Annotated in this window: 17 protein-coding genes and 4 pseudogenes; 6 read left to right on the top strand and 15 right to left on the bottom strand. The window is 67.8% G+C overall.

The window, feature by feature from the left end:
* Window positions 1-291: 291 nt before the first annotated feature.
* From B7C62_15790 to B7C62_15775, 4 genes are all read right to left on the bottom strand, one after another.
* Window positions 292-1,002, bottom strand: a complete 711-nt coding sequence (locus B7C62_15790) for a hypothetical protein (protein ID ARF73557.1) — start codon at window positions 1,000-1,002, stop codon at window positions 292-294.
* Window positions 983-2,302, bottom strand: a complete 1,320-nt coding sequence (locus tag B7C62_15785; protein ID ARF73556.1) for a hypothetical protein — start codon at window positions 2,300-2,302, stop codon at window positions 983-985. Before B7C62_15785 ends, B7C62_15790 begins: the two co-directional genes overlap by 20 nt.
* A complete protein-coding gene (locus tag B7C62_15780; protein ARF73555.1) occupies window positions 2,230-2,622 on the bottom strand; it encodes a hypothetical protein in 393 nt (130 codons plus the stop codon). The genes B7C62_15785 and B7C62_15780 overlap by 73 nt, the downstream gene beginning before the upstream one ends.
* 66 nt (window positions 2,623-2,688) lie before the next feature.
* Window positions 2,689-3,027 (bottom strand): hypothetical protein, encoded by a 339-nt coding sequence (locus tag B7C62_15775; protein ID ARF73554.1) that lies wholly within the window; start codon window positions 3,025-3,027, stop codon window positions 2,689-2,691.
* A gap of 246 nt (window positions 3,028-3,273) precedes the next feature.
* Here B7C62_15775 and B7C62_15770 point away from each other — a divergent pair, with 246 nt between their 5' ends.
* On the top strand, window positions 3,274-3,924 hold the full coding sequence (locus tag B7C62_15770) for a DNA-binding response regulator (protein ARF73553.1): 651 nt from the start codon (window positions 3,274-3,276) through the stop codon (window positions 3,922-3,924).
* Between the two features lie 29 nt (window positions 3,925-3,953).
* Entirely contained in the window at window positions 3,954-4,937 is a 984-nt protein-coding gene (locus B7C62_15765; protein ID ARF73552.1) for a hypothetical protein, read from the top strand.
* A gap of 533 nt (window positions 4,938-5,470) precedes the next feature.
* Here the strand turns inward: B7C62_15765 and B7C62_15760 are convergent.
* Window positions 5,471-6,136, bottom strand: coding sequence for a hypothetical protein (locus B7C62_15760; protein ARF73551.1), 666 nt, complete (start codon window positions 6,134-6,136; stop codon window positions 5,471-5,473).
* Between the two features lie 310 nt (window positions 6,137-6,446).
* Between B7C62_15760 and B7C62_15755 the strand changes: the two genes are divergently transcribed.
* Both B7C62_15755 and B7C62_15750 read left to right on the top strand, forming a co-directional pair.
* Complete coding sequence (locus B7C62_15755; GenBank protein ID ARF77190.1) at window positions 6,447-7,067, top strand: hypothetical protein; 621 nt, start codon at window positions 6,447-6,449, stop codon at window positions 7,065-7,067.
* Window positions 7,064-7,726 (top strand): hypothetical protein, encoded by a 663-nt coding sequence (locus tag B7C62_15750; GenBank protein ID ARF73550.1) that lies wholly within the window; start codon window positions 7,064-7,066, stop codon window positions 7,724-7,726. The genes B7C62_15755 and B7C62_15750 overlap by 4 nt, the downstream gene beginning before the upstream one ends.
* 524 nt (window positions 7,727-8,250) lie before the next feature.
* Here B7C62_15750 and B7C62_15745 read toward each other — a convergent pair.
* The 4 genes and pseudogenes from B7C62_15745 to B7C62_15730 form a co-directional block, all read right to left on the bottom strand.
* Window positions 8,251-8,652, bottom strand: a complete 402-nt coding sequence (locus tag B7C62_15745) for a DNA-binding protein (protein ID ARF73549.1) — start codon at window positions 8,650-8,652, stop codon at window positions 8,251-8,253.
* The gene (locus B7C62_15740) at window positions 8,649-8,897 is read right to left on the bottom strand and encodes a hypothetical protein (protein ID ARF77189.1); all 249 of its coding nucleotides are present in this window, start codon (window positions 8,895-8,897) and stop codon (window positions 8,649-8,651) included. The genes B7C62_15745 and B7C62_15740 overlap by 4 nt, the downstream gene beginning before the upstream one ends.
* 355 nt (window positions 8,898-9,252) lie before the next feature.
* Window positions 9,253-9,433: pseudogene (locus tag B7C62_15735) on the bottom strand (hypothetical protein).
* 465 nt (window positions 9,434-9,898) lie between these two features.
* Window positions 9,899-10,465: a hypothetical protein gene (locus tag B7C62_15730; GenBank protein ARF73548.1), complete on the bottom strand. Its 567-nt coding sequence runs from the start codon at window positions 10,463-10,465 to the stop codon at window positions 9,899-9,901.
* Here B7C62_15730 and B7C62_15725 point away from each other — a divergent pair.
* Window positions 10,459-10,908 (top strand): annotated as a pseudogene (locus tag B7C62_15725) (phosphogluconate dehydrogenase). The gene B7C62_15730 and the pseudogene B7C62_15725 sit on opposite strands and share 7 nt — an antisense overlap.
* Window positions 10,909-11,089: 181 nt before the next feature.
* Window positions 11,090-12,961, top strand: coding sequence for a hypothetical protein (locus B7C62_15720; protein ARF73547.1), 1,872 nt, complete (start codon window positions 11,090-11,092; stop codon window positions 12,959-12,961).
* Between the two features lie 2,024 nt (window positions 12,962-14,985).
* On the opposite strand, the pseudogene B7C62_15715 reads toward B7C62_15720, so the two are convergent.
* The 6 genes and pseudogenes from B7C62_15715 to B7C62_15690 form a co-directional block, all read right to left on the bottom strand.
* Window positions 14,986-15,317: pseudogene (locus B7C62_15715) on the bottom strand (hypothetical protein).
* Between the two features lie 26 nt (window positions 15,318-15,343).
* Window positions 15,344-16,650, bottom strand: a pseudogene (locus B7C62_15710) (UDP-glucose 6-dehydrogenase).
* 108 nt (window positions 16,651-16,758) lie between these two features.
* Window positions 16,759-17,991, bottom strand: coding sequence for a hypothetical protein (locus B7C62_15705; GenBank protein ARF77188.1), 1,233 nt, complete (start codon window positions 17,989-17,991; stop codon window positions 16,759-16,761).
* Between the two features lie 97 nt (window positions 17,992-18,088).
* On the bottom strand, window positions 18,089-18,361 hold the full coding sequence (locus B7C62_15700) for a hypothetical protein (protein ID ARF73546.1): 273 nt from the start codon (window positions 18,359-18,361) through the stop codon (window positions 18,089-18,091).
* Complete coding sequence (locus B7C62_15695) at window positions 18,295-18,513, bottom strand: hypothetical protein (GenBank protein ARF73545.1); 219 nt, start codon at window positions 18,511-18,513, stop codon at window positions 18,295-18,297. Before B7C62_15695 ends, B7C62_15700 begins: the two co-directional genes overlap by 67 nt.
* 283 nt (window positions 18,514-18,796) lie before the next feature.
* Window positions 18,797-20,026, bottom strand: coding sequence for a transcriptional regulator (locus tag B7C62_15690; GenBank protein ID ARF73544.1), 1,230 nt, complete (start codon window positions 20,024-20,026; stop codon window positions 18,797-18,799).
* Window positions 20,027-20,307: the final 281 nt, after the last annotated feature.

The following is a 20,307-nucleotide window of genomic DNA, read 5'->3' as shown; positions in this document are numbered from 1 at the left end:
ACCCCGAACGCCAACCGGCCGACACCGGCCATCAGCACGGCTGGGCAGTCCGAGGGAAAGCAGCCCCAGGGCGGCGGTGGCCACGGCGAGCCCGGCGTTGTGCGTCCAGTGCCGGCCGCTCCGCGCCCCCGCACCCCCACATGCCGTGCGGTGCCGAGCAGTTGTCCGGCGAGGGCGCCCGCGAGCAGGGGAGCAGGACGGCCTTCGCGCCCGCCACCAGTTCCGTACGGACCGCAGGGAGCGCCGGGAGCGCCGGGAGCTGTGCGCCCGCCGTCGGTGTCGTACGAGCCCTCACCGCTGCTCCGCCTCGTCGGCCGCCGACTGCGCTGCCAGGCCCCGCCGAAGCTCCCCCAGCGGGTCCGGCCCCGCGTACGCGTCGACCAGCCGCCCCGCGTCCACCCGCAGGGCCCCGGTGGCTGTGCCGTCCATGGGCTCGAAGGTGTGCGTGGCCACCAGGACCGCGCCCCCGGCGGCCAGATGGCTGCGCAGTATCGCGCGGACCAGCCCGGTCGTGGCGGCGTCGAGCCCGTTGAACGGCTCGTCGAGCAGCAGGAGTTCAGGGCGGTGGAGCGTGGCGACGGCCAGGGCGAGGCGCTGCCGCTGCCCGAGCGACAGCGTGCGGACGGGGCGGCGGGCGACGCCTTCCAGACCGTACGTCCGCAGCGTGTTCTCACCGGACGGTGGCAACTGCCAGAGCGCGGAGAGGAGTTCGATGTGCTCCACCGGGCTGAGCACGTCGTACAGCGGGGGCTTGTCGGCGACGAAGCCGACCGACGAGCGGGCGTGCCTCGATCCGGCGGGCGACCCGCCGATCAGCACCCGGCCCTCGGTGAGTTGGACGAGTCCGGCAGCCGCCCGCAGGACGGTCGACTTCCCGGCGCCGTTGCCGCCGCCGAGCACCACGCATTCCCCCGCGGACAGGGTGAAGGAGACACCGTCGAGGGCCGTGGTCGGCGCCTGCGGGTAACGCACACCGACCGATTCAAAGCTGAGCACGGGCATCCTCGGGGAGTTCGGCCGCCTGCGCGGCGGTGACGGGGGTGTCGGAAGCCGCCCGGCCGGACCACCGGCGCGGCAGGGCCGCGCCGGTCCGGTGAGCGAGCGCCAGAACCAGCAGACAGGCGGCCACGGAGAGTGCGGGAACGTCCGGCGCGATGTACCCGAGGCCCGCCGCCAGGGGGCCCGCGAGGCTCACCCACAGCGCGGTGGCGGTCATGGAGGCGGCGCGTACCTGGGGTTCCGGATGGGGCAGCAGGACCTCCGGACGCAGGGGCGCCGGGTGGTTCCCGGAGACGACCACCAGGACGGTGACGTCGATCGCGGCACTGCCGAGGGCGACGGGCGCGAGCGCGAGGACCGCCGACGGCGGCAGGTCGAGGGTGTACTGCGCCGCCAGGAGTACGGCGATGCCGACGGCCGTACCGGCCAGCGTGAACATCCCCGCACGGACTGAACGGAGCCGGTCGAGTGCACCGGGAACGGTCCGCAGCAGCTGTCCGGCGGGGCCCTCGGTGTCCATGCTGATCACGGGCGCGAAGACCTCGCCCAGCAGCCCGAGAACCGTGGCGATCACCGAGGCGACCAGCATGGTGACGAGGGCCTGGGCGAGCGGCCCGGAGCGGGCCGACGGCCCCAGAACGGCCAGCGACCCGACACAGGCGGCGAGCGCCGGGACGAAGACCGTGACCCCCGCGAGCAGCTCCCACACCTGAGGCCCGCGCCGCACCAGCATGCGCAGGTCCTTCGCCCGCAGCGCCGCGTCCGGTCTCCTCGGCAGGGGTTCGGTGACGCGCCAGGTGCCGGGCGTGGTCATGGCCTGCTGGACGGCGTACGGATCGGTCCGGCGCATGCAGAGCAGCGCGGGCAGTACGGCGGCACCGCCAGCGGCCAGCAGGGCCAGGGCCGTTGTGCCACCGGGGAGTTCGGCTCCGCGCGACAGCTGCGCCAGCAGCGCGCGTACCGGTTCCCGCTCCTCCCGTACGTCCCCGACGAGCGCGAGGCCCGCCAGGGCGAGCAGCAGATGGCGCAGCCCGCCGAGGAGGGTGAGCAGGGGAGCGGTCCAGGCGGGAGGCGCCGACAACGCGAGCCGGAACAGCAGTACGGCGCAGGCGCGGGTCAGCAGCCCGGCTCCGAGCGCGCACGCCGTGCCCAGGACGAGCACACCGGCCGCGGTGGTGGCCGGAACCGCCCCGGCGACGACGGCCCCCGCGGTGACCCCGCCCCCGACGATCAGGGCACTGCCCAGGGCGAAGACCCCAGCCGGTGCGAGCAGCCGTACGGCGGCGATGTGCAGGCCCGACACCGGCAGCCCCGCAGCAGCACGGCGTCGGGCACCATCAGGGCGTCGCGCACCGCGGTGACCGAGAACCCGGCCAGCGCGGACAACAGGACCAGCCCACTCCAGGCGGCTTCGAGCCCGGCGCGGGAACGGTCCGCTCCGGCGAGCTGTCCCGCCCCGGCGGCGGCCACACCGGTCAGAAGAAACGCGGCGACCGCCGCCGCGGCCACCGCCGCCCGTATCCGGGCGGGATCGTACGGCAGCCAGGGGTGGCGCGCGCACCACACACGGACGCGCCGCCTGCGGTCGAGCCGCCACAGATTTCCTGTGGTCATGAAGGTCATGCCCCTTGTCTTGTCCTTCGCCGATCCCACCCGCTCGGACAGCCCTTACTGACTACCGGCTTTCGACTACCAGCCGACCATGGCGCCGGTGGCGGCCTTCTTCCCGATGGTGGCCACGAACGTGGCCCGGGTGGCGCGGATGGTCAGGGCGGCACCACCGAGACCGAGCGGCGGCAGGGCGACGCTGAGCGCCATGGCCCAGGGGCTGCTGACCGCGTCGACGATCTTCTTCGCGGCGTACGCGCTGACGCCGGACGTCGTGGTCAGACCGGCCGGGAACGCCTCCGGCAGCACCGAGGACGTGGAAGCGCCGCCGACGGTCAGCAGCGCCACGGAAGCGACGGCCGGCAGCGCGGCGATCGCGAACGCCGTGAGTGAACGCGGCAGCGCACGGATGTGAGACATGCGTTTCCCCTCTTCGACATGGTCGGCCGGGTCGACGAACGGCCATCGGCCCGATCAACCCGCAGGGTAGGTATGCCGTCGCACGCACGGCATCCCCCGCCCGAGGACTCCGCCCCCGCCGATCGGCGGGGGGTGGGCAGGACGGGAGGGAGAAGTACGGCCATACGCCTCGATATGAGAAATACGTTTATACGCCTTGTTATGTTGAGCTGAGGTGACCGCACACCACAGGGGGGCAGGACTCACGTGATCAGGGTGCTGATCGTCGACGACGAAATACTGATGCGTTCCGGGCTGCAAAGGATTCTCGACGCCGAGCAGGACATCGACGTACCCGCGACCTGTGACGCCCGGGAAGCGGTCGGGATGGTGCTGCGGCACCGCCCGGACGTGGTGCTGCTCGATCTCCGGATGCCGGGCCTCGACGGTCTGGGCGTGCTCGGCCTGCTGCGGGCCCGCCCGCAGCCGCCGGTGGTGGCCATGCTGACGACGTTCTCCGCCGACCAGGACATCGCGGCCGCGCTGCGGGCGGGAGCAGCGGGCTTTCTGCTCAAGGACACCGCACCCCAGCAGCTGGCGAACGCGGTTCGCGTCCTCGCCTCCGGGGGAACCGTGCTGTCTCCCACGGTGGCCACGAACGTGGTCGACGGCTATCTGAACAGCCGGAAGCCCCACCCCCGGCTCGACCGGCTCACCGACCGCGAGCGGGAGGTGCTCTCGCTCCTCGGTGAGGGTCTGTCCAACGCCACGATCGGCCGACGCCTCACCATGAGCGCGGCGACGGCGAAGGACCACGTCAGCTCCATCTACACCAAACTCGGCCTGACCAACCGCGTGCAGGCGGCCGTGGTGGCCCACCAGAGCTCGCTCAGCTCACTCGACACCATCGGACAGTGAGGGTCTCACCCCGCGTCGAAGGTGCCCTGGTGCTGGTCCCCTCGGCGGCGGAGCTGCTCACCATCCTCAGTGTCGCCTCCCCTCTCGAACTCGCCTGGCACACGGCATCCGTCGGTGCTCTGCTCCTGCGCCGCAGGTGGCCGGTGGCGGTGCTCCTGGTCCCGTGGTGGCCGGGTGAGGACGGCCGGTCGTCGTACGAGGAAGCCCTGTTCGGGGTGCTCTCCGCGGCGATGATGAGCGCGGGTCCGACAGCGGTCGGCCGGCTCGTCCAGGCCCGCGCGCAGCTCTACCGGCGGATCGAGGAACTCGCACGGGCCCGGGACAGGGAACGGGCGCTGCTCACGGAGATGGCCGCCGCCGAGGAACGGGCGCGGCTCGCCAGGGAGATGCACGATGTCGTCTCCCACCGGATCAGCCTGATCTCCGTACAGGCCGGAGCCTGCGAAGCGACCACCGAGGACCCGGAGAGCCGGGCGGCCGCCGCGGTGATACGCGGCCTCGGCGCAGCCACGCTCAGGGAACTGCGGCAACTGCTCGGCGCCCTGCGGTTCGCCCAGCGCCCTCCCGGCCTCGGCGACCTGCCGTCCCTGATCCGGTCGAGCGGGCTTCCGGTCCGCTGCCTGGGCGAGCCGGTGGCGGCCCTGCCGTGGACCGAAGCGGTGGAACACACCGCGTACAGAAGCGTGCAGGAGGCGCTCACCAACATCCGCAAACACGCGCCGGGCGCCGAAGCGACCGTCTCCCTCAGCCGGGAGACACCGGACGGCCCCGTTCTGGTCGTCGACATCCACAGCACCCGCCCGACGGCTGCTGCCACCGCCACCGCCGTACGCATTCCCGGCGGCGGCCACGGCCTGTCCGGCCTGCGCGAACGCGCCGAACTCCTCGGAGGCCGACTGGAGGCGGCGCCGCAGAAGGACGGCGGCTTCCACGTCCGCGTCACGCTGCCCGAACCGCGGAGCGCGAAGACCCCCGCCACCGGCCCGGCGGAACCGCAGCCGCCGACCACGTAACCGCCTCCTGCGCGACCCTGCGGGCCGGTCGCAGCGATCAGGAAATCAGGGGAGGAGGAGCATGACCAGCCGCCCCGGGATCAGGTACGGGGTGACAGCCGCGCTACCGAGAAGGACCGGCAGACCGACGAGAAGACGGAGAGGTAGCCAGACGGGCGACCACAGGCTCAACGCCCTGCCTTTCCCATCCCCATCCCCACCCGGCAGATACCAGACAGCCCGGAAGGGTACGGGGTCCGCCGCTCGCCCGCTTGCGTGTACTCACGTGGTCGGCCCGAGGCGTCAGTGACCACGTAGACGTGCTGGTGGGCCCCCTGCAGACCGTACGCCGATCGAACGAACGTCGCCTGTGTCCGGTGGCCCCGGCCCTTCATAAAGCCGTCCACATAAAGCCACCCACGGACGGCGCACGACCGACCGAGCCTGAAGGGACAATTTCTCTCCCCCAGGCATCGAGCCGTGCCCCTACTGCGTCGCGTCGCAGCTCTCGCAGCGGCTCACGGCCACCCGCGTACCGCATCGTCGTCACCCTGTCAGGTGGCGAGCTGCTGCTCGGCGCGTTCGAGCCAACTTCGGTACCAGCGCGCGAAGTCCTGCCCGGTCGGCTCGATCCCCCGATCCATCGGCCTCAGATCCTCCCAGACGGCACCCCGGTGCGGCCCTGTCATGACCAGCAGTGACGTATAGCCGCATCCCTGCTCGCTGAGGAACACCGCGCCCGCTTCCTGCGCGTCGTACAGCTCCTCGTACCGCGATTCCCAGGCCGCGTGAGCCTGACGGAACTCCTCGTCGGTCGTGAAGGCGTCCTGCACGGGCTCCTGGTCGTCGAGCGCGTCGAGCTCTCCCTGCAGCGCCTCGGCCACGAAAGGCCGCCCGGCGAACTCGGCGGTGGTCGGCTGGGCGGGAAACGCGAGCCCGACACCGCGCCACTGCCATCCACCATCGCCCAAGGAAGGCGTCATCAGACCGTAGTGGGGACCGGCCCCACCTGCTCCGACCTGGAGCAGAAAACCCCGATACTCCGCGGGCAGCCCGACACCCAGGTCAGCCTCCACCGCCCGGAGCTGCTCTTCGCTCATGACCGGCCCAAGCCGAAAGCCGTGCCCCCGCGCGCCGAAGACCTGGTCCGATTCCGGGTGTTCGGCGAGCCGGAGAACCCGCTCCCGCACCCCCACCCACGTGTGCTCATGCATGAGCACACGCTAGTAAGACACGCACCGCACCGACACGGGGTTTATCTCCGGAGCACGAATACCCGGCGCACGCTGTCCTCTGCCGTGGCCACGGGATGCCCGGGCGGACAGCCCCGTTCGGGCGCCGGCCCAGCCGGCCGCGTCCGCAGGCTGGGTCCGCTGACCGGGTCCGCTGACCGGGTCCGCCGACCGGGTCCGCAGGCTGGGTCCACACCGCGAAACCGCGCAGGCAGCGGGCCTGCTCCGCGTGCTGGACAGCAGCTGAAAGCCCGTGGTGATGGAGCAGCGGGTCCGGCATCATCCCCACGTGATGGTGATGCAACCCGTTCTGGAGATTCTCGCCGCCGACGACTTCGCGCTCTGGCCGGTCGGTGGGCACGACTCATTCGGCTATCTCGTGCTGAACGGGAAGCTGACTCCGGCGGAGGTCGGCACAGCGGTCATGCGGATCGCCGACTGCAACGACTTCGAGCCGGGGGAGGAGCACGGCCCGTGCCCGGCCGACCCACTCGGCACCTTCCTTCACGGGCTGCTCACCATGCCTGACCTGTTCGCCGCCGGCGGGTTCAGGTTGACGGACACCACCACCGGCACCGTCTTCGTCGAGCCGGGCTGCTGCAACGGCCTCGAGACCTGGCGGGACTGGCTGGACGTGCTCGACGGCACCGGCTACGCCCGCTTCGGCCACGATCCCTTCTCGACGGCCGAACGCGTCGGCGACACCGTCCGGCTGACGCGCGACGCCCACGGGGCGGACGGCAGCCCGGTGGCCGAGCTGCCGGCCGACGAGGTACGCAGGCTCGTCGCCACCGCCCAGCAGGACTTGCAGGACTTTCTCGGCCGTGCCGGAGCCTGGGCCGAACAGCACCTGCCCGCACACGCCGCCCCCGTCACCGCCGCCCTGGCACGGGCCCTGGACCTGGCGCCCTCACCATGACCAGTTTCCTGACCCACAGAGCGCACGTGCACGATGTCCGCCTCCCCCTTCATCGTCGGCACAGCGCGCTGCGGACCTGCCTCACCTGCTTTGCTCCGTACGGCTTGCGGGCGACGTACCACCACCTCACGCTCAGCGCCGCGATCCCCCGGCGGCTGGAGGCGGACCCGGACGCGCTGGTACGGGCGGTGGAGGAACTGCACGAAGCACGGGGGCTGTGGCTCGCCCGGGCGGAGGAGTACGCCGCCCGACGCCGGGCGGAGAAGCGAGCCGGCCGACGAGCTGTGGCAGACCCGCGACCGTGGTGGCTGCGGAACTGGTGGGAGGGCCCGAACCGCGCCTGGTACGAGGACCCGTCCCGCCATCCGTCGCTGCGGCTGCCCGAGTACGTCTGGCGGCAGAACGCGATTCTGGACGGCACCGATCTCCCCGGCTGCCCCGCCTGCGGGGACGAGAGGCCGCCGGTGCTGAACTCGACCGGGCACGGCTGGGCGGAGCTGTGCCGCGGGTGCGCGTGGGTGCTGGCGCCATGCCCGTGCGGGCAGCGGCACCCGGTCGTTCCGGAGACCCCGTTCAACTGGAACGGGATCTGGCGGCGGGCACACATGAGCGACGAGGGAAAACCGAACCCGCATTGGCCTGCGATCAGGGGTGTCTGACGGATCATGGCCGAAGCCTTGAGCGGATTGCTGCTGCGGTGATGGTGCCGTGGACGACGTAGGCCCGTTCGTCATCACGAGTAGCGAGTGCGCCACACGACACAGATCACGTGGACGGAAACGACTGACGGCCCCGTACTGGGCGAGTGCCCTTCGCCGGACGCGGAAGGACCCGGCACTGGAGGGCGCTGTGCGTGAGGGACATCTCACCATCCAGAAGCACCTGAGCTCCTGTACACGGCCGAGCCCCCGGCGCCTTGGACGGGTCCCGCCAACAAACAAGGCCCGGGTCGATGACCGGGGCCTCAGCCGTGGAGCGGGTGACGAGAACCGAACTCGCGCTCTGAGCTTGGGAATCAGCGGTGCTTGAGCTTCCGGAGGGCTCTGACCTGTGCTTTCCTGCGGGGAAGCTGGGGTCGCCATGGTCTCTGGAGGCTGTACCTGACCGCTGTTGTCCGCTCTGCTGGGCACGGATGGGGCACGAGAGCTGGCGGTGCGACGCCTGCTCCGGGCGCACCGGCTGGTCAGAGAGGGATGATGCGGACTTGGTTTCCGCAGAGTTTGGTCATGTCGTCGCTGTCGGAGGTGAGGAGGGCGACGGGTTTCGGCTGGCGGAGGGCGACCTCGGCGACTGTGGCGTCGATGGCGTACTTGTGTCCGTGCAGTCCGGCACCTTTGAGGAGTTCCGCTGCTGCTTTTGCCGCTTGTCCGGTGACGGGCTCCACCTTGACGCGGGACAGGGCCCAGTTCAGGCGGGGCATGTTGGCGCGGGAGTGGCTGACTTCCACGATGGTGTTGGCCCCGATGACCAGGTCGGCTCCCATGTCGTGGAAGACCTGAAGCATCGCGAGCATTTTGCGGTCCTGCGCGATCCAGGCGGAGAGCCCTTCCGAATCCAGGACGACGGTCTCGACACGCTCGCTCACGCGGCGTCCGCGCCTTTGGAGGTGTCGGCGGAGCCGAAGATCTTAGCGCGGGCCTCGGCGAGCTCCTCGTCGCTGAAGGCTCCGTGCTCTTCCTCGTGACGGCGGAGGTCGTCGCCCAGGAGCTGGTGCCGGATCTGGCGGGCTACGGCTTCCGCCACGTAGCCGGAGACGTTGTCCGTGAGCTTGCGGAGCTCCGCCACCTGGTCGCTAGGGAGCGTGACGGTGATGCGAGTCGTTGAAGACATGTAACCAAGCATACTGGAGTATGCATCCAGTGGCCCGGGTCAGTAGTCCTAGCCTTGGCGACCGCGACCGCATGCTCTGGGTGGAGGCATGGGTGCGGTCGCTTCCGGTTGTCCACAGCGGAGTGAGGGCCGGAGCCACTGGAGGGCAAGTGAAGGGCCCCGGTCGTTGACCGAGGTATTCATCAAGGAGCGGGTGCCGAGAATCGAACTGGCTCTCTGAGCTTGGGAATCAGCGGCTTTTGCTGTCCGCTCCGCTGGGCACGGATGGGCCATGAGCGGGAAGAGCGGGCGCCAGCACCGGAGGCGCCCGGTTCTCGGCCGCCGGGAGTCGAATCCGCCGCCGGCCTTCACGGCATCACGACGGCTGGTCCTCGGAGTGGTGGGATGCCGCGCATTGGCGCAGTTCTGTGTCGTAGCCCAGATGCTGATGCCGCATCTGGCCGGGCTATGGCTTTCGCCATATAGCCGGAGACGTTGTCTGTGAGCTCGCGCGCCTTCGCGGCCTGATCACTGGGAAGTGTGACGGTGATGCGGATCGTTGAGGATGCCGGTCAGAGGATTTCAGCTCGGCGCATCGGAGAAGGGGTGGGTAGTTCCTCCCCAAGCAAATGTGAACTGGCCTTCCGAAACCTCATACCTGGCGGTAGCGCCTGAACTCTCGATATCAAATCGCTCATGAAGCCACCCGTCCATGGCCAACGCCGCCGCCTCGGACTGATAGTCACTCAGGGGGTAGTCGAGTGAAGATGCGTGAATGAAAATCCCGTCGGGCAGGAGTTCGCTCAGAGCGTGAGCATTTATGGAAACTCCGAGCGCCAGCCAGGTGGCGTCTTTCCAGTGAATCCCGGATGCGGGTAGGCCGAGCCAAATATTTTTGTAGACCTGCATACTGTGCGGCGGAATCCCGCCCTCAAGCACAGTTGCTTCTGCTCGCAGGTCAACCGCGATTCCGCCCGCTGGACCCCGGAAGCGGAACTTGAATACCCCGGTCATGATTTCCTTCAGTCGCCGAAATTGAGAAGACCGAATATTCGCCTGTGGAAGTAGTGCTCGTCACCCACCCCTGTGTGGTCTCGGATGTAATCGAAGTCGTGAGGCTTTCCGTCTCCTCGCAGGCGGGTCGCGTTGGCAGCATCCTGGACGGAGTGGAACTCGTGATATTCGGGAGCGAGTCCGAGTGGGTCCGCCCAGGTATGAGGGTTGCGGACATAGGCGGACGGATTGGGGGCGGGGGTCAGACCCAGAGGGGCCAGGGTGAGATAGCGGGCGGTCTCGGGATCATAGTGACGGTGGTGGTTGTCATGGAGGCCGGTTTCGGGATCGAAGTACTGCCCCGGGAACCGTAGCGGCGTGTAGGCGGTGTTGCCCATCGCCCAGGCTGTCTTACCCCACAAGTCCGCCCGACTGTGCCAGGCAAGGGCACCCGCCTCGTCGACGAGTTCGGTGGGGCAGCCCACAAGGTCGGTGGCGATGGCGAAGAAACGTTCGTCGATCGCCTCCCGGGAGGCTTTCGCGTCCAGGAGACGTTCCGTCTGGGCCACGGGGCGGATGCCCCGATGGTCTCCCAGGTCAGGGTGACAGTGTGGGGCTGGTGGCGTCGCTGTTCACGGACTCTGCGCTGCATGTGTGCCGGGTCGGGGACACACCCGGTTCCGCTTCCGCTCTGAAGATGGCCTTTGCCAGCTACCAGAAGGCCGCCCGCACCCTCGCCGGCGTCGCTCATGCGCTCGCCGACGCCCATGGAGTCGGTGATCAGCTCACGGCCGAAGCCGAGGTCATGGTCTCCGCGATCCTCTCCGACCCGGAGTGTCTACCGAGAGTGGCAGCCAGGGCCTGGCGCTGGGCGCCCGAGATGGAAGAGGTCGCCGATACGCTCCGCGCGGCTGACCTGCCCACGGACATGGCCGAAGCCACGGCTCGGGTGCTCGCCTACTGGGAGCAGGACAAGGACCGGTACGACCTGCCGGTTGGGCATGCCCTCTCCCGGTTGCGGTCAGGGAGGAGTACGTAGACAGGTCCGGACAACAAACAAGGCCCGGGTCGATGACCTGGGCCTCAGTCGTGGAGCGGGTGACGAGAATCGAACTCGCGCTCTGAGCTTGGGAATCAGCGGCTCATCAACGGTCTCGTCCGCTCTGACCTGCAATTTTGGTTGAGAGGCGCGAGGTTGGCATGGCCGCCCGGCGCCGTACATGACCGCTGGTGTCCGCTCGGCTGGGCATGGATGGGGCACGACGGGCTGTCGCTTCGGATGTCCGCCGCGGTGCGCACCCATGGGCACTTCGGTGGATGTCAGTGCAGGCTCACCCGCACGACCAGCGGTAGCGGTCTTCCGCGAAGAGCTCCGGGGCGAGCCGTCATGCGGTGGGGGGCCTCGCCTGTGCTCGGCCCTTGCAACCTCGTGCCAGTCTGCACATCCGGTGTCCCTTGGCTTACTGGCTGACCGCATACAGGGCTGTCGCGACGCGATCGGATCTTGGGTATCGCTTGCGGTGCATGCGGTGGTGGGTGACCCGTCAAGTGCCGCCGACTTATTGAGTCAATCTGCCTACACCTGGGGCGGCCCTCGTGTAATCTACGTCCATCTCGGATTGCTTTCATTCAATCCTGCATCCTTTTGGCAGGCGCTCGATCCAATATTAACCAGGGGGGTCCTGATGTCGAATGAGTTGCCATTTTCCTACCAGGCTTTTAGTGACTGGTACGACTCGCACAAGAGGAAGTATCTGGATACTGCGCGTGATGCTGCGACGCGCGTCCTGTCTGAGTACTTTGAGGATAAGTTGAGCGAAATGGAGGGGGCTCGCGTCAGGATTACGGGAGGGCGCGTCAAAAGTAAGGCGCGAACTTGGCGGAAGCTTAATCTGCCGAAATATCGAGATGTGATTCACCAGCTTGATGAAGTTCCAGAGATCATCGATGATCTCGTCGGCATTCGGATCACCTGCAATAATCAATCGGATGTTGTCAGGGTGCGAGACCTGATCAAAGCATTGCCCGTTTCTGACGGAGTCGTCGGATCTGTTTTGGCTCAAGAGGAAGGGTCGTGGAAGGATTACGCTAACGCCCCTAAAGCGACCGGTTATCGTGCCGTGCACGTGAATTTGCAAACGGCCGTCTCGTTGGGCGTCGAATGGCACCTCGTGACGTGTGAATTGCAAGTCAGGACTCTCCTTCAAGACGGTTGGGGAGAGCTTACGCATGAAGATACCTATAAGCCGGGAAGTGAGCCGCCTGCTCTAGTTAGGACCCTCAGCAGAAGAATGGCTGACCTGCTTGCCGCTGTTGATGATATTGCACAGGATCTACGCGAGGAGCTCGACAGGTTGTCAAGTGTGGCTGTTGGGGAACTGTCGGAGAAAGTTGACTTCGAAATTGTCGATGAAGGCCAGCTTGATGTCGAGTCAGGAGCTGGTGATGAGGCCGGTTCTAAAGAGGCAGCCATGCGTTATCTGCGTGAGCGCCTCGACGGTCTGAACCATCCTGTGGACCTAGCGAGTCTGGCGTGGGAGGTCCAACGGGAATTTGGCCAAGAAGTGAGTCAGGGGTGGTTTGGATTCGAGTCTTTCAAAGCTCTCGTGCGAGCATCATCGGCCGATGTAACTATTTCGGATCGGCCACCCGCTTACGTTATCCCGGCAGATTTTGTTGCATCTTCCGCAGTGGGGCTAGCGGCATCTTCCTTGGGTATCCCGGATGTTGCACTCGCTCTCAAGGAAAACGATAAGAGCTTTCCCCTTATCGGGCGGGATCAATTGATCGCTGCTTATGAGAGGCTGTCTCTTGCCTCTCAGGAAATGAACTGGGCGGATCCGATGTCGGATTTTTCTCGTATCAATGATATGACTCGACGGGCGCGCCAAGTTCAAACTGTCGACGTTATTGTTTCGCGCCCAAATTTGGATTATATCTCTAAAGCTCTACTCCACTCCAGGAATCTTCGCGGCCCCTTGGTCGCCTCCAAAATCAAGGAAATTTACTCCTCGTTGATCATCAAGCGTGTTGCGGATATCGCCCCCCTCGAAAATGGTGATGAGCTCGCCTTGCGGGGCTGGCTTGCCTGAGCCCTCGCTGTGTACGAGCCGATGCGACCGGAGGAACAAGAGGCGCTTTGGCGTGAGGACGTAGACCCGGACGGGGTGACCATCCGGGTCCGCATTGCGGCGCCGGAGCTGACCACCGGTCGAGCGGGTCGTGGTCCTGTCGGCCTTCTGCGCACCGACCTTCGACGTTACTTTGCCTGGTACGGGGAGGAGGGCCCGGATGGACTGCGCTCAGCTAAGTCAAGGCTTCGGGTTTTCGTCTGCACCGCTCCCTTCGCAGGAGCCGGTCTCCGCCGCAGAGAGCCGCGCCTCTCGACGAGCTGGCGGCGAGAATTGAACTCGCCTCTGGAGCCGAGGAACCAACGCAACCTTGCGCCTTCACAGGGGGACTGGCCTGCGGAGATGGGTGCCAAAGAGAATCTAGGGCTCACTGCAGCAGCCGTGACTGACCGCAGCGCCACGCCCTACCCGCCAGGGGCACTGCGACGGGTGCATCGGTCGGTCAGTCGTTGGCCGGAGCCCAAAGACGCGGTGGTGCCTTCGACTCCTTAAGGAAGCGATCGACCATTCGCATGTCGGTTGCGAATCCTACTGGGGCGTTGTCGGCCAGAAGATCCAACTGGTCTGGACTCCACTCATCGGCACGGCCGCTGAGCAGGACGAACCTCTGTTTCGTTGAGTAGCTGGCGCGAGCGAGCTGTTGGACCAGAACGAGTGCATGCTCCGCTGCTTGCTTGCTGCTAGCCGCCTGCACGAGGACTTCGCGCTTCGGCGCGCTTACTCTCGCGGTAGGACGTACCTGCCCACCTCGAGGGAGCCGTACCGAGGGGCGTTTCTGGAACTCAAGGTGTGCCGAGCTGAGGAAGGCGTACAGGGACCTCTCCAGAGGGCTCTCCCGTCCACCTTGGGCTAGCCACTTCAGGCTGTCCACTGATAGGACAGCGCCTGCGATGTCGGCTACTAGGGCCCCCGCACACTGGATGGAGCGCCGACCTGTGATGCGCCCATGGATCTCTTTGAGATGGTAACCATCCAGGATCTCAGCCCACGCTTTGCTGGCGCGGCCGGCTCCTAGATCGACCCCGGCGTCCGACAACCGCATAGCAGCTACGCCGGCGTCGCTAGCCAGGACTTCTTGACCGACCACCCTGAGCAGCACAGTGACACCGTCGCCGTCGCTGAGGAACAGTCCACCAGTGATCGCGACAGTTCCTGGCCGTCCACCAGGAGCTATTGACCACCCCGGAAGCTGGTCGCGAACGTCGGAGGGTAGTAGGTGGTCCCGGATCACGGGTACTCCTCCAATCCCTCTAGCGGGAGCGTCTGGGGTGGCGCTGGGGGGCTGGTCCAGTTGTACCCGGCCCCAAGGGAGATGTTGCACTCACCCATAAAATCGGTCAGAACTCGACGGTACTCCTCATCGAGGACCTCGAGCGATGCGGGTGACGGTACTGCTGGATCGTGGCGGATGTCCGTCGGCTCATAGACATCCTTGTTATCTCGAGCTTCGCTCCAACGATGTTTGTGGGTGCGGCAAATATAGTCCTCACCAGCCCGGTCCCTGTGCGTACCTCTCACATCCAGCCGCCGAATGTTCACACCGCTGGGAAGGTGCCGCAAGATCAGGGTGTATTCCCATGCCAAGTCGACTTTGATGCGAAAGATGAGATCAAATCGGTCAGCCAGATCGCTTCGCACGGGCGCATTACCTTCGAGCTGTGCTGGCCTGCCGTCCTTACGCACGCCCTTTGACTTCCACTGGATGGAGGCATTGAGCTGCGCGTTTACGGCCGCACTCAAGATCTTCTCTGCGACTTCGTCTGTGCAATCGCCTGCCCCCAACATGTTGCGATCATAGGAGCAGGTAGGGCGTAAGGGAATGGCTCCGTACGGTTACAACCGTTCCAGGGACGACCAGCCGCCCTGTGACCTGACCAATCCACCACCAGATTCTTCCGCGCCAGGACGAAGTGATGCCATGGGCTCGTGCCGACATGGTGGTCGACCGCGCCCACGGGCGCGGTCGACGGTGGGTCCGGAGGTTGTCAGGCCGCCGCAGCGGCCTCGCGGCCCCTTCGCGTCCGGCGGTGGATGATCTCGTCGAAGGTGGCGCGGGCGCCTGTGGGGTCGATGTAGTGCATTGCCAGGAGGGCGGCGATGACGGCGCCGACCAGGTCGTTCTGGACCCCTCGGACCAGTCGTGGTCGTCGCCGCAGGTGGTGAGGCCCTTCAGGCCGTGGAGGGCGTGCATGGCCTCGCCGGCTTCCTCGGCGACCTTGCCGACCTGGAGGGCTTTGAGTTCCTCGTCGGGGAGGTGGGCGCCGGCTGCTCGGCAGATGGCGGAGAGCTTCTCGATGTTGTCCCACAGGGTGTCCACGTCGGACCTCCGATCGATGGGTTCGGCTATTCCTGTGCGGGTCGTCCGAGCTGGCGTACGGTCCATCCGGCCATGCGCCAGGCGTCGGCGTCGATGAGGTTGCGGAGGTCGACGAGGACTTGGTCCGCGACCAGTGGGGCGAGGGCCTTGGGGTCGGCCTCGCGGAAGTGGGGCCATTCGGTGGCCAGGACGATCAGCTCCGCCGCCTCGACGGAGTCTTCGGGGGTTTCGCAGTAGTCGAGTTCGGGGTGGCGGCGCAGTGCTGTGGGGACGGCGTGCGGGTCGTGGACGGTGACGGTCGCGCCGCGCTGGTGCATGAGCGCGGCGATCGCCAGGGCCGGGGATTCGCGGACGTCGTCGGTACCGGCCTTGAAGGAAGCGCCCCAGACGGTGATGCGTACGCCGTCGACGGGTCGGCCGAGCGCCTGTTCGATGAGCCTCAGCGCGGCGGCGGGTCGGGACTCGTTGACCTCCTCAGCCGCGCGCAGCATGGTTGCTGCCTCGGTGGCGCCCAGGGTGCGGGCGGAGGCGGTGAAGGCGCGGACGTCCTTCGGGAGGCAGCCGCCGCCGTAGCCGGGGCCGGCGTTCAGGCCGCCGCCAGGCCGATGGCCTCGGTGAGCTGCTGGACGTCGGCTCCGGCGGCGGTGCACATGTCGGCGACGCCGTTAATGAAGGAGATCTTCATGCCGAGGTAGGCGTTGGCGGCGCCCTTGATGAGTTCGGCGGTGGCGGGGTCGGTCACGAACAGCGGGATGCCGTTCGCCAGGAGGGGTGCGTAGACCTCGCGTACCGCGTCCTCGGCGCGGGCCGAGGGGACGCCGACAACGATGCGGTCGGGGCGCAGGGTGTCGTCGATGGCGTGGCCCTCGCGCAGGAACTCGGGGTTCCAGACGACCTCCACGTCCTCACCGGCCGGGGAGAGCCGGGCGAGAAGAGCGCCCAGGTCGCGGGAGGTCCCGACGGTGACCGTGGACTTGCCGACGACGACCGTGGGGCGGGTCAGGTGCGGGGCCAGGGCGCGGGCTGCGCCGAAGACCTGTCCGGTGTCATAGCTCCGCCCGTCCGCGTCGATCGGCGTGCCCACGGCGAGGAAGTGGATGTCGGCGAACTCGGCCGCCTCTACGAGGCTGGTGGTGAACCGCAGCCGTCCAGTGGCGGTGTGGGTGCTGAGGAGTTCGGGCAGGCCGTCCTCGTAGATGGGGCACTCGCCCATGTTGAGGCGGTCGATCTTCGCCTGGTCCAGGTCCACGCCGATGACCTCGTGGCCGATCTCGGCCATGGCAGCGGCGTGGGGGATGCCCAGGTGACCACAGCCGATGACGGATACGCGCATGGGGTCGACGCTCCTTTCCTTGCCTCTCGCCCGCCCAGGGGAGTCCGGGTCGGCCGGGTGCGTCACGCTAGCGCCAACACCCGGCGCGGCCCTCTTCGTGCAGGTGGCTCAACCAGCGTGCTGCTTGAGCAGGTTGACGAGGGTTGGCAGTGCCTCGGCGGCGGTCGCCCGGCACACCAGGTCGCCATCCTGGGGCCCTTCCAGCGGGTAGGGCATGAACTGGCCGTCGCGCCAGAAGCCCTCCGGGTCCAGGTAGACGACCTGCATGCCGCGAGCGCGGGCGCGTGCCTGGACCTTGCGTCGGTCGGCGTGCAGGCCGACGACGAGGAGGGCCTTGGCGCCGTCCACCCACTCGACGTCGGGTACGGCCTGGTCGTAGCGGCGCATGAAGCACTCGTCGAGCCCGGCGCGCGCCGCGAGCACGTCGAAGTTGTTGGTGATGACCGGGCCGACGAGGTGACCGGCGTCCTTCAGTTCCTTCAGCGCCCACATCGCCGGAGTCGGTTCGGCCAGGAAGCAGGCGCGGAACATCTCCACGAACTCCGCCGTCTTCTCCTCCGGCTCTGTCAGCACCTCGTGGAGGAGCGTGTCCACGGTCGGGGAGAGGGTGAAGCGGTGCTCTCGCGGCTCGTGACCCTGGCGGTCGGTGACCCGGTAGATCTCGTGGAGCCGGTGCAGGGGCGGAATACCTGCCTCTACCGACGTACCGCAGCCGATCTCCACCTGGAAGGGCAGGAGGTCCGCGAGGACGGACAGGTCCGGGACGCGGGTCGGCGTACCGGGGCGGTCCTTGCATCTGATCCCGGTGGAGAGGACGTTCCACGGCAGCTGTCGGACAGCGGGCGGCGGTGCGTAGGACACCGAGGCGATCTGCACGTCCAGGCTCCGGTAGCCGACGGGGAGGGTACGGCCCGCCGCCGCGTCCTGGGGGTGGGCGTCGTGCTCGGTGATCCGGCACTTCAGATCCCGGCGTGTCCATAAGAATCCGCCAGGAGCCTCCTTCCAGCCGCCGGTGGCGAGCGAGTCCCACAGGGCGTCGTGGTGCGCGTCGATCTCATCCGCTGGAGCGGTAGCGGAGTGGTAGAGGTACAGGTCGGTCAGGCCGATGGCCGGCGCGGCGGTGGTGGGGACCAGGCCGTACCGGTAGCGGTAGTGGATGATCCGCCGCCGGGCGTCGTCGGCGGCCGTCCAGCCGCTCTGTTCGGCCGTGGCCTTCTCCTGCGTACGGCGCCAGATGCCTTCCTCGATGTAGCGGGGTCGGTCGGCGTCGCCGAAGTAGGTCTTCCAGACCTGCTGTTGGTCGGGGGTGAGCTGGTCGATGACGATGTACGGGATGTCCATGATCTCTCCCTGGAGAATCACGCCTGGATGTTCCGGGTGCATGGCAGGCTCCGTTGGCCGGGAAGGTGGCGTGAACGACCCGGACAGCGGAGCGGAGTCAGCGGTCGGAGGGCGGGCTCGCGTCCGTTGAGACGGCGGCGGGCTGGTGACCGAGGCCGTTGAGGAGCGGCCCGGCCTGCTCACGCAGTGCCCAGGCCGGGCCCACCAGGCCGGCGACCGCCAGAAGCGTGAGCGCGATGCCTCCGCCTTCGGGGCGTACAGAGCGCGGCGCGGCTTTTCGGGCGTGGCGTCGCCGAGGCCCGGTCACGGGGTGCCGCCGAGGGCCCGTCCGTGTGCGTCGACGAGGCGGCTGGTCTGCTGGTGCAGCCACTCCACCTCGACAGAGGTGAGGATGAGCGCGCCATCGAGGGTCGAGCCGTCATCCAAGTGGAACTCGATGGGAACCGATCCCTGCCTGGCCCGCGCGTCGTAGACCGCGTCCCGTCCGGCCGAGAGCGTGGCGTGGGTGGCCCTCACCGGCACGGGACGGAGCGTCGTTCCGTCGGCGGGCGCGGACCAGGGGGCCCCGCCCCCAGGCGGACGCAGGTGGTACGTCGTCGCAGAGCCCTCACCAGGGAGAGCGACTACGACACCCACACGGCCATCGCGAGCGCTGTCCGTGGCGAGGTCGCCGAGCAGTGGGCGGAAAGGTGCCGCCGTACCTAACTCGGTCCCCTGCGAAGGAAGATGAGAAGAACGTCGTCGCGTCATGCCCCGAAGTCAGGGACAGGACGAGTCTCGAATATGAGCCGGAGGAATACGACCCCTATCCGTCCAGGTGAAAGCGGTCGGACATGTACCGCAGCTTCTCCCTCGTGGCTGCTCGTTCCGCGTAGACGATGCTGCGAAGCGTTGAACGGGCGATGGGATGGTTCCGTACAAGCTGCGGCGCGATCCGCTCAGCCGTCTCCAGCTCGGTGAGGGCCTTTGCCCGGTTTCCGTCCCACAGCCAGGCCCGCGCCACGTCCATGTGGTGGTGGCCCTGACGTGAGTTGGGCAGTGCCCCGACCAGGCTCGGGCTGGTGCGGCGGTTTATCTCCAGAGCTTTGCCCTGCTTGCCCATTTCCAGAGCCACGCTGATCGCGTGGATCTGCACGTTCCCGGCGGAGAATGTCAGCGAATGCCGGTCGTACACCGGTGCGCCGACGTACGCGTCCATGCGTTCCGCCGCGTCCTTCGCGTGTCCGATCCGGTCCTCCGCTTCCGCTGGACGGTTGGCCCGAGCGGCGGAGATGGCCGCTCGAAGCTGCAGCGTGCCCCAAGCCCGTACGGCCAGCGGATCACCGTGCTCGTACGGCTGTTGCACCGAGGCGATCGCCTTGTCCGAGAGGGTCAGAGCGTCGGCCCAGTCAGCCGTCGCCCACATGTCCCAGACGCGCATCCAGTCGGCGACGGCAGGCAGCACCGGGTCTCCCGACAACCTGGCTGACCACGCGGCCCGTTCGCACGCCATGGCCACCAGCTCCGGGTGTCCGAGGGCGTGCGCGGCGGTGTGCGCGAACTTGCAGCACACGGCGTAGACGGCGTACGCCTCCTCCCGCTCGTGCCCGTCCGAGTCCTCCGCCAGAGCGCGCGCTTCCCGGAACAGGTCCGGGAGAACTCGGAGGATCGCGACGTTGGAGGCGGTGTCCCGCAGGCGGTGCAGCCGGGTCACCTCACGCCATAGCTGTGAGGCCGGTCGGGGAACCCCGTCGAAGACGGGAACGAGGTCGTAGCGACGTAGCTCGCGCAGGATCGACGAAGCGGCGATCTGCCACTGGCTGCCGTCGGGGGAGCTGCTGTACGGGCGTCCGATCAGGTCGTTCGGATGGACGTGCAGCTCCGCGGCCACCTGGTTGAGCAGCCCGACCCGGTCCAGCTCGATCAGTCCACGCTCCATCTTCGACACCCAGCCCTGCGACTTCCCGAGGGCCGTCGCCAGGTCGGCCTGCGGCATGCCCAGCCGAAGCCTCGCCCTGCGAGCGCGCTTGCCGATCTCCTCGGCTTCCTCCAGCATCAGGACACCTCCCGGCCGCCGGACGATCCGGCGCGGCCGCCGGTCTGTCCGCACAGAGTTCGTCCCTGCACGGTACCCATGACGCGGCTTCAGCGTGAGACGAGCTGCAAGGACCGTCGGGGCCGCGGCCCGTGTACCGCCCTGAACGGCGAGTCCGAGACCGGAGGCACCTCTGTCCGCCATCAGTGCCCAGACGGCCGTCAGGCATTGATTCCGAAGCCGCCGGTGCCGAACGACAGCGGATCATGGGGGTGAGGAACTTTCCCCGTCGCGCACCGCCG

It is taken from the genome of Kitasatospora albolonga (assembly GCA_002082585.1).
Lineage (GTDB): Bacteria > Actinomycetota > Actinomycetes > Streptomycetales > Streptomycetaceae > Streptomyces > Streptomyces stephensoniae.
This window is presented reverse-complemented; position numbering and strand designations above follow the sequence as displayed.

Bases quoted from the DNA above. Each gene is read 5' to 3' on its own strand.
- B7C62_15750 (ARF73550.1), top strand. From the start codon at position 7,064: ATGACCAGTTTCCTGACCCACAGAGCGCACGTGCACGATGTCCGCCTC.
- B7C62_15705 (ARF77188.1), bottom strand. From the start codon at position 17,991: ATGGACATCCCGTACATCGTCATCGACCAGCTCACCCCCGACCAACAG.
- B7C62_15720 (ARF73547.1), top strand. From the start codon at position 11,090: ATGACCGCTGGTGTCCGCTCGGCTGGGCATGGATGGGGCACGACGGGC.
- B7C62_15790 (ARF73557.1), bottom strand. From the start codon at position 1,002: ATGCCCGTGCTCAGCTTTGAATCGGTCGGTGTGCGTTACCCGCAGGCG.
- B7C62_15755 (ARF77190.1), top strand. From the start codon at position 6,447: ATGCAACCCGTTCTGGAGATTCTCGCCGCCGACGACTTCGCGCTCTGG.
- B7C62_15780 (ARF73555.1), bottom strand. From the start codon at position 2,622: ATGACCTTCATGACCACAGGAAATCTGTGGCGGCTCGACCGCAGGCGG.
- B7C62_15775 (ARF73554.1), bottom strand. From the start codon at position 3,027: ATGTCTCACATCCGTGCGCTGCCGCGTTCACTCACGGCGTTCGCGATC.
- B7C62_15740 (ARF77189.1), bottom strand. From the start codon at position 8,897: ATGTCTTCAACGACTCGCATCACCGTCACGCTCCCTAGCGACCAGGTG.
- B7C62_15690 (ARF73544.1), bottom strand. From the start codon at position 20,026: ATGCTGGAGGAAGCCGAGGAGATCGGCAAGCGCGCTCGCAGGGCGAGG.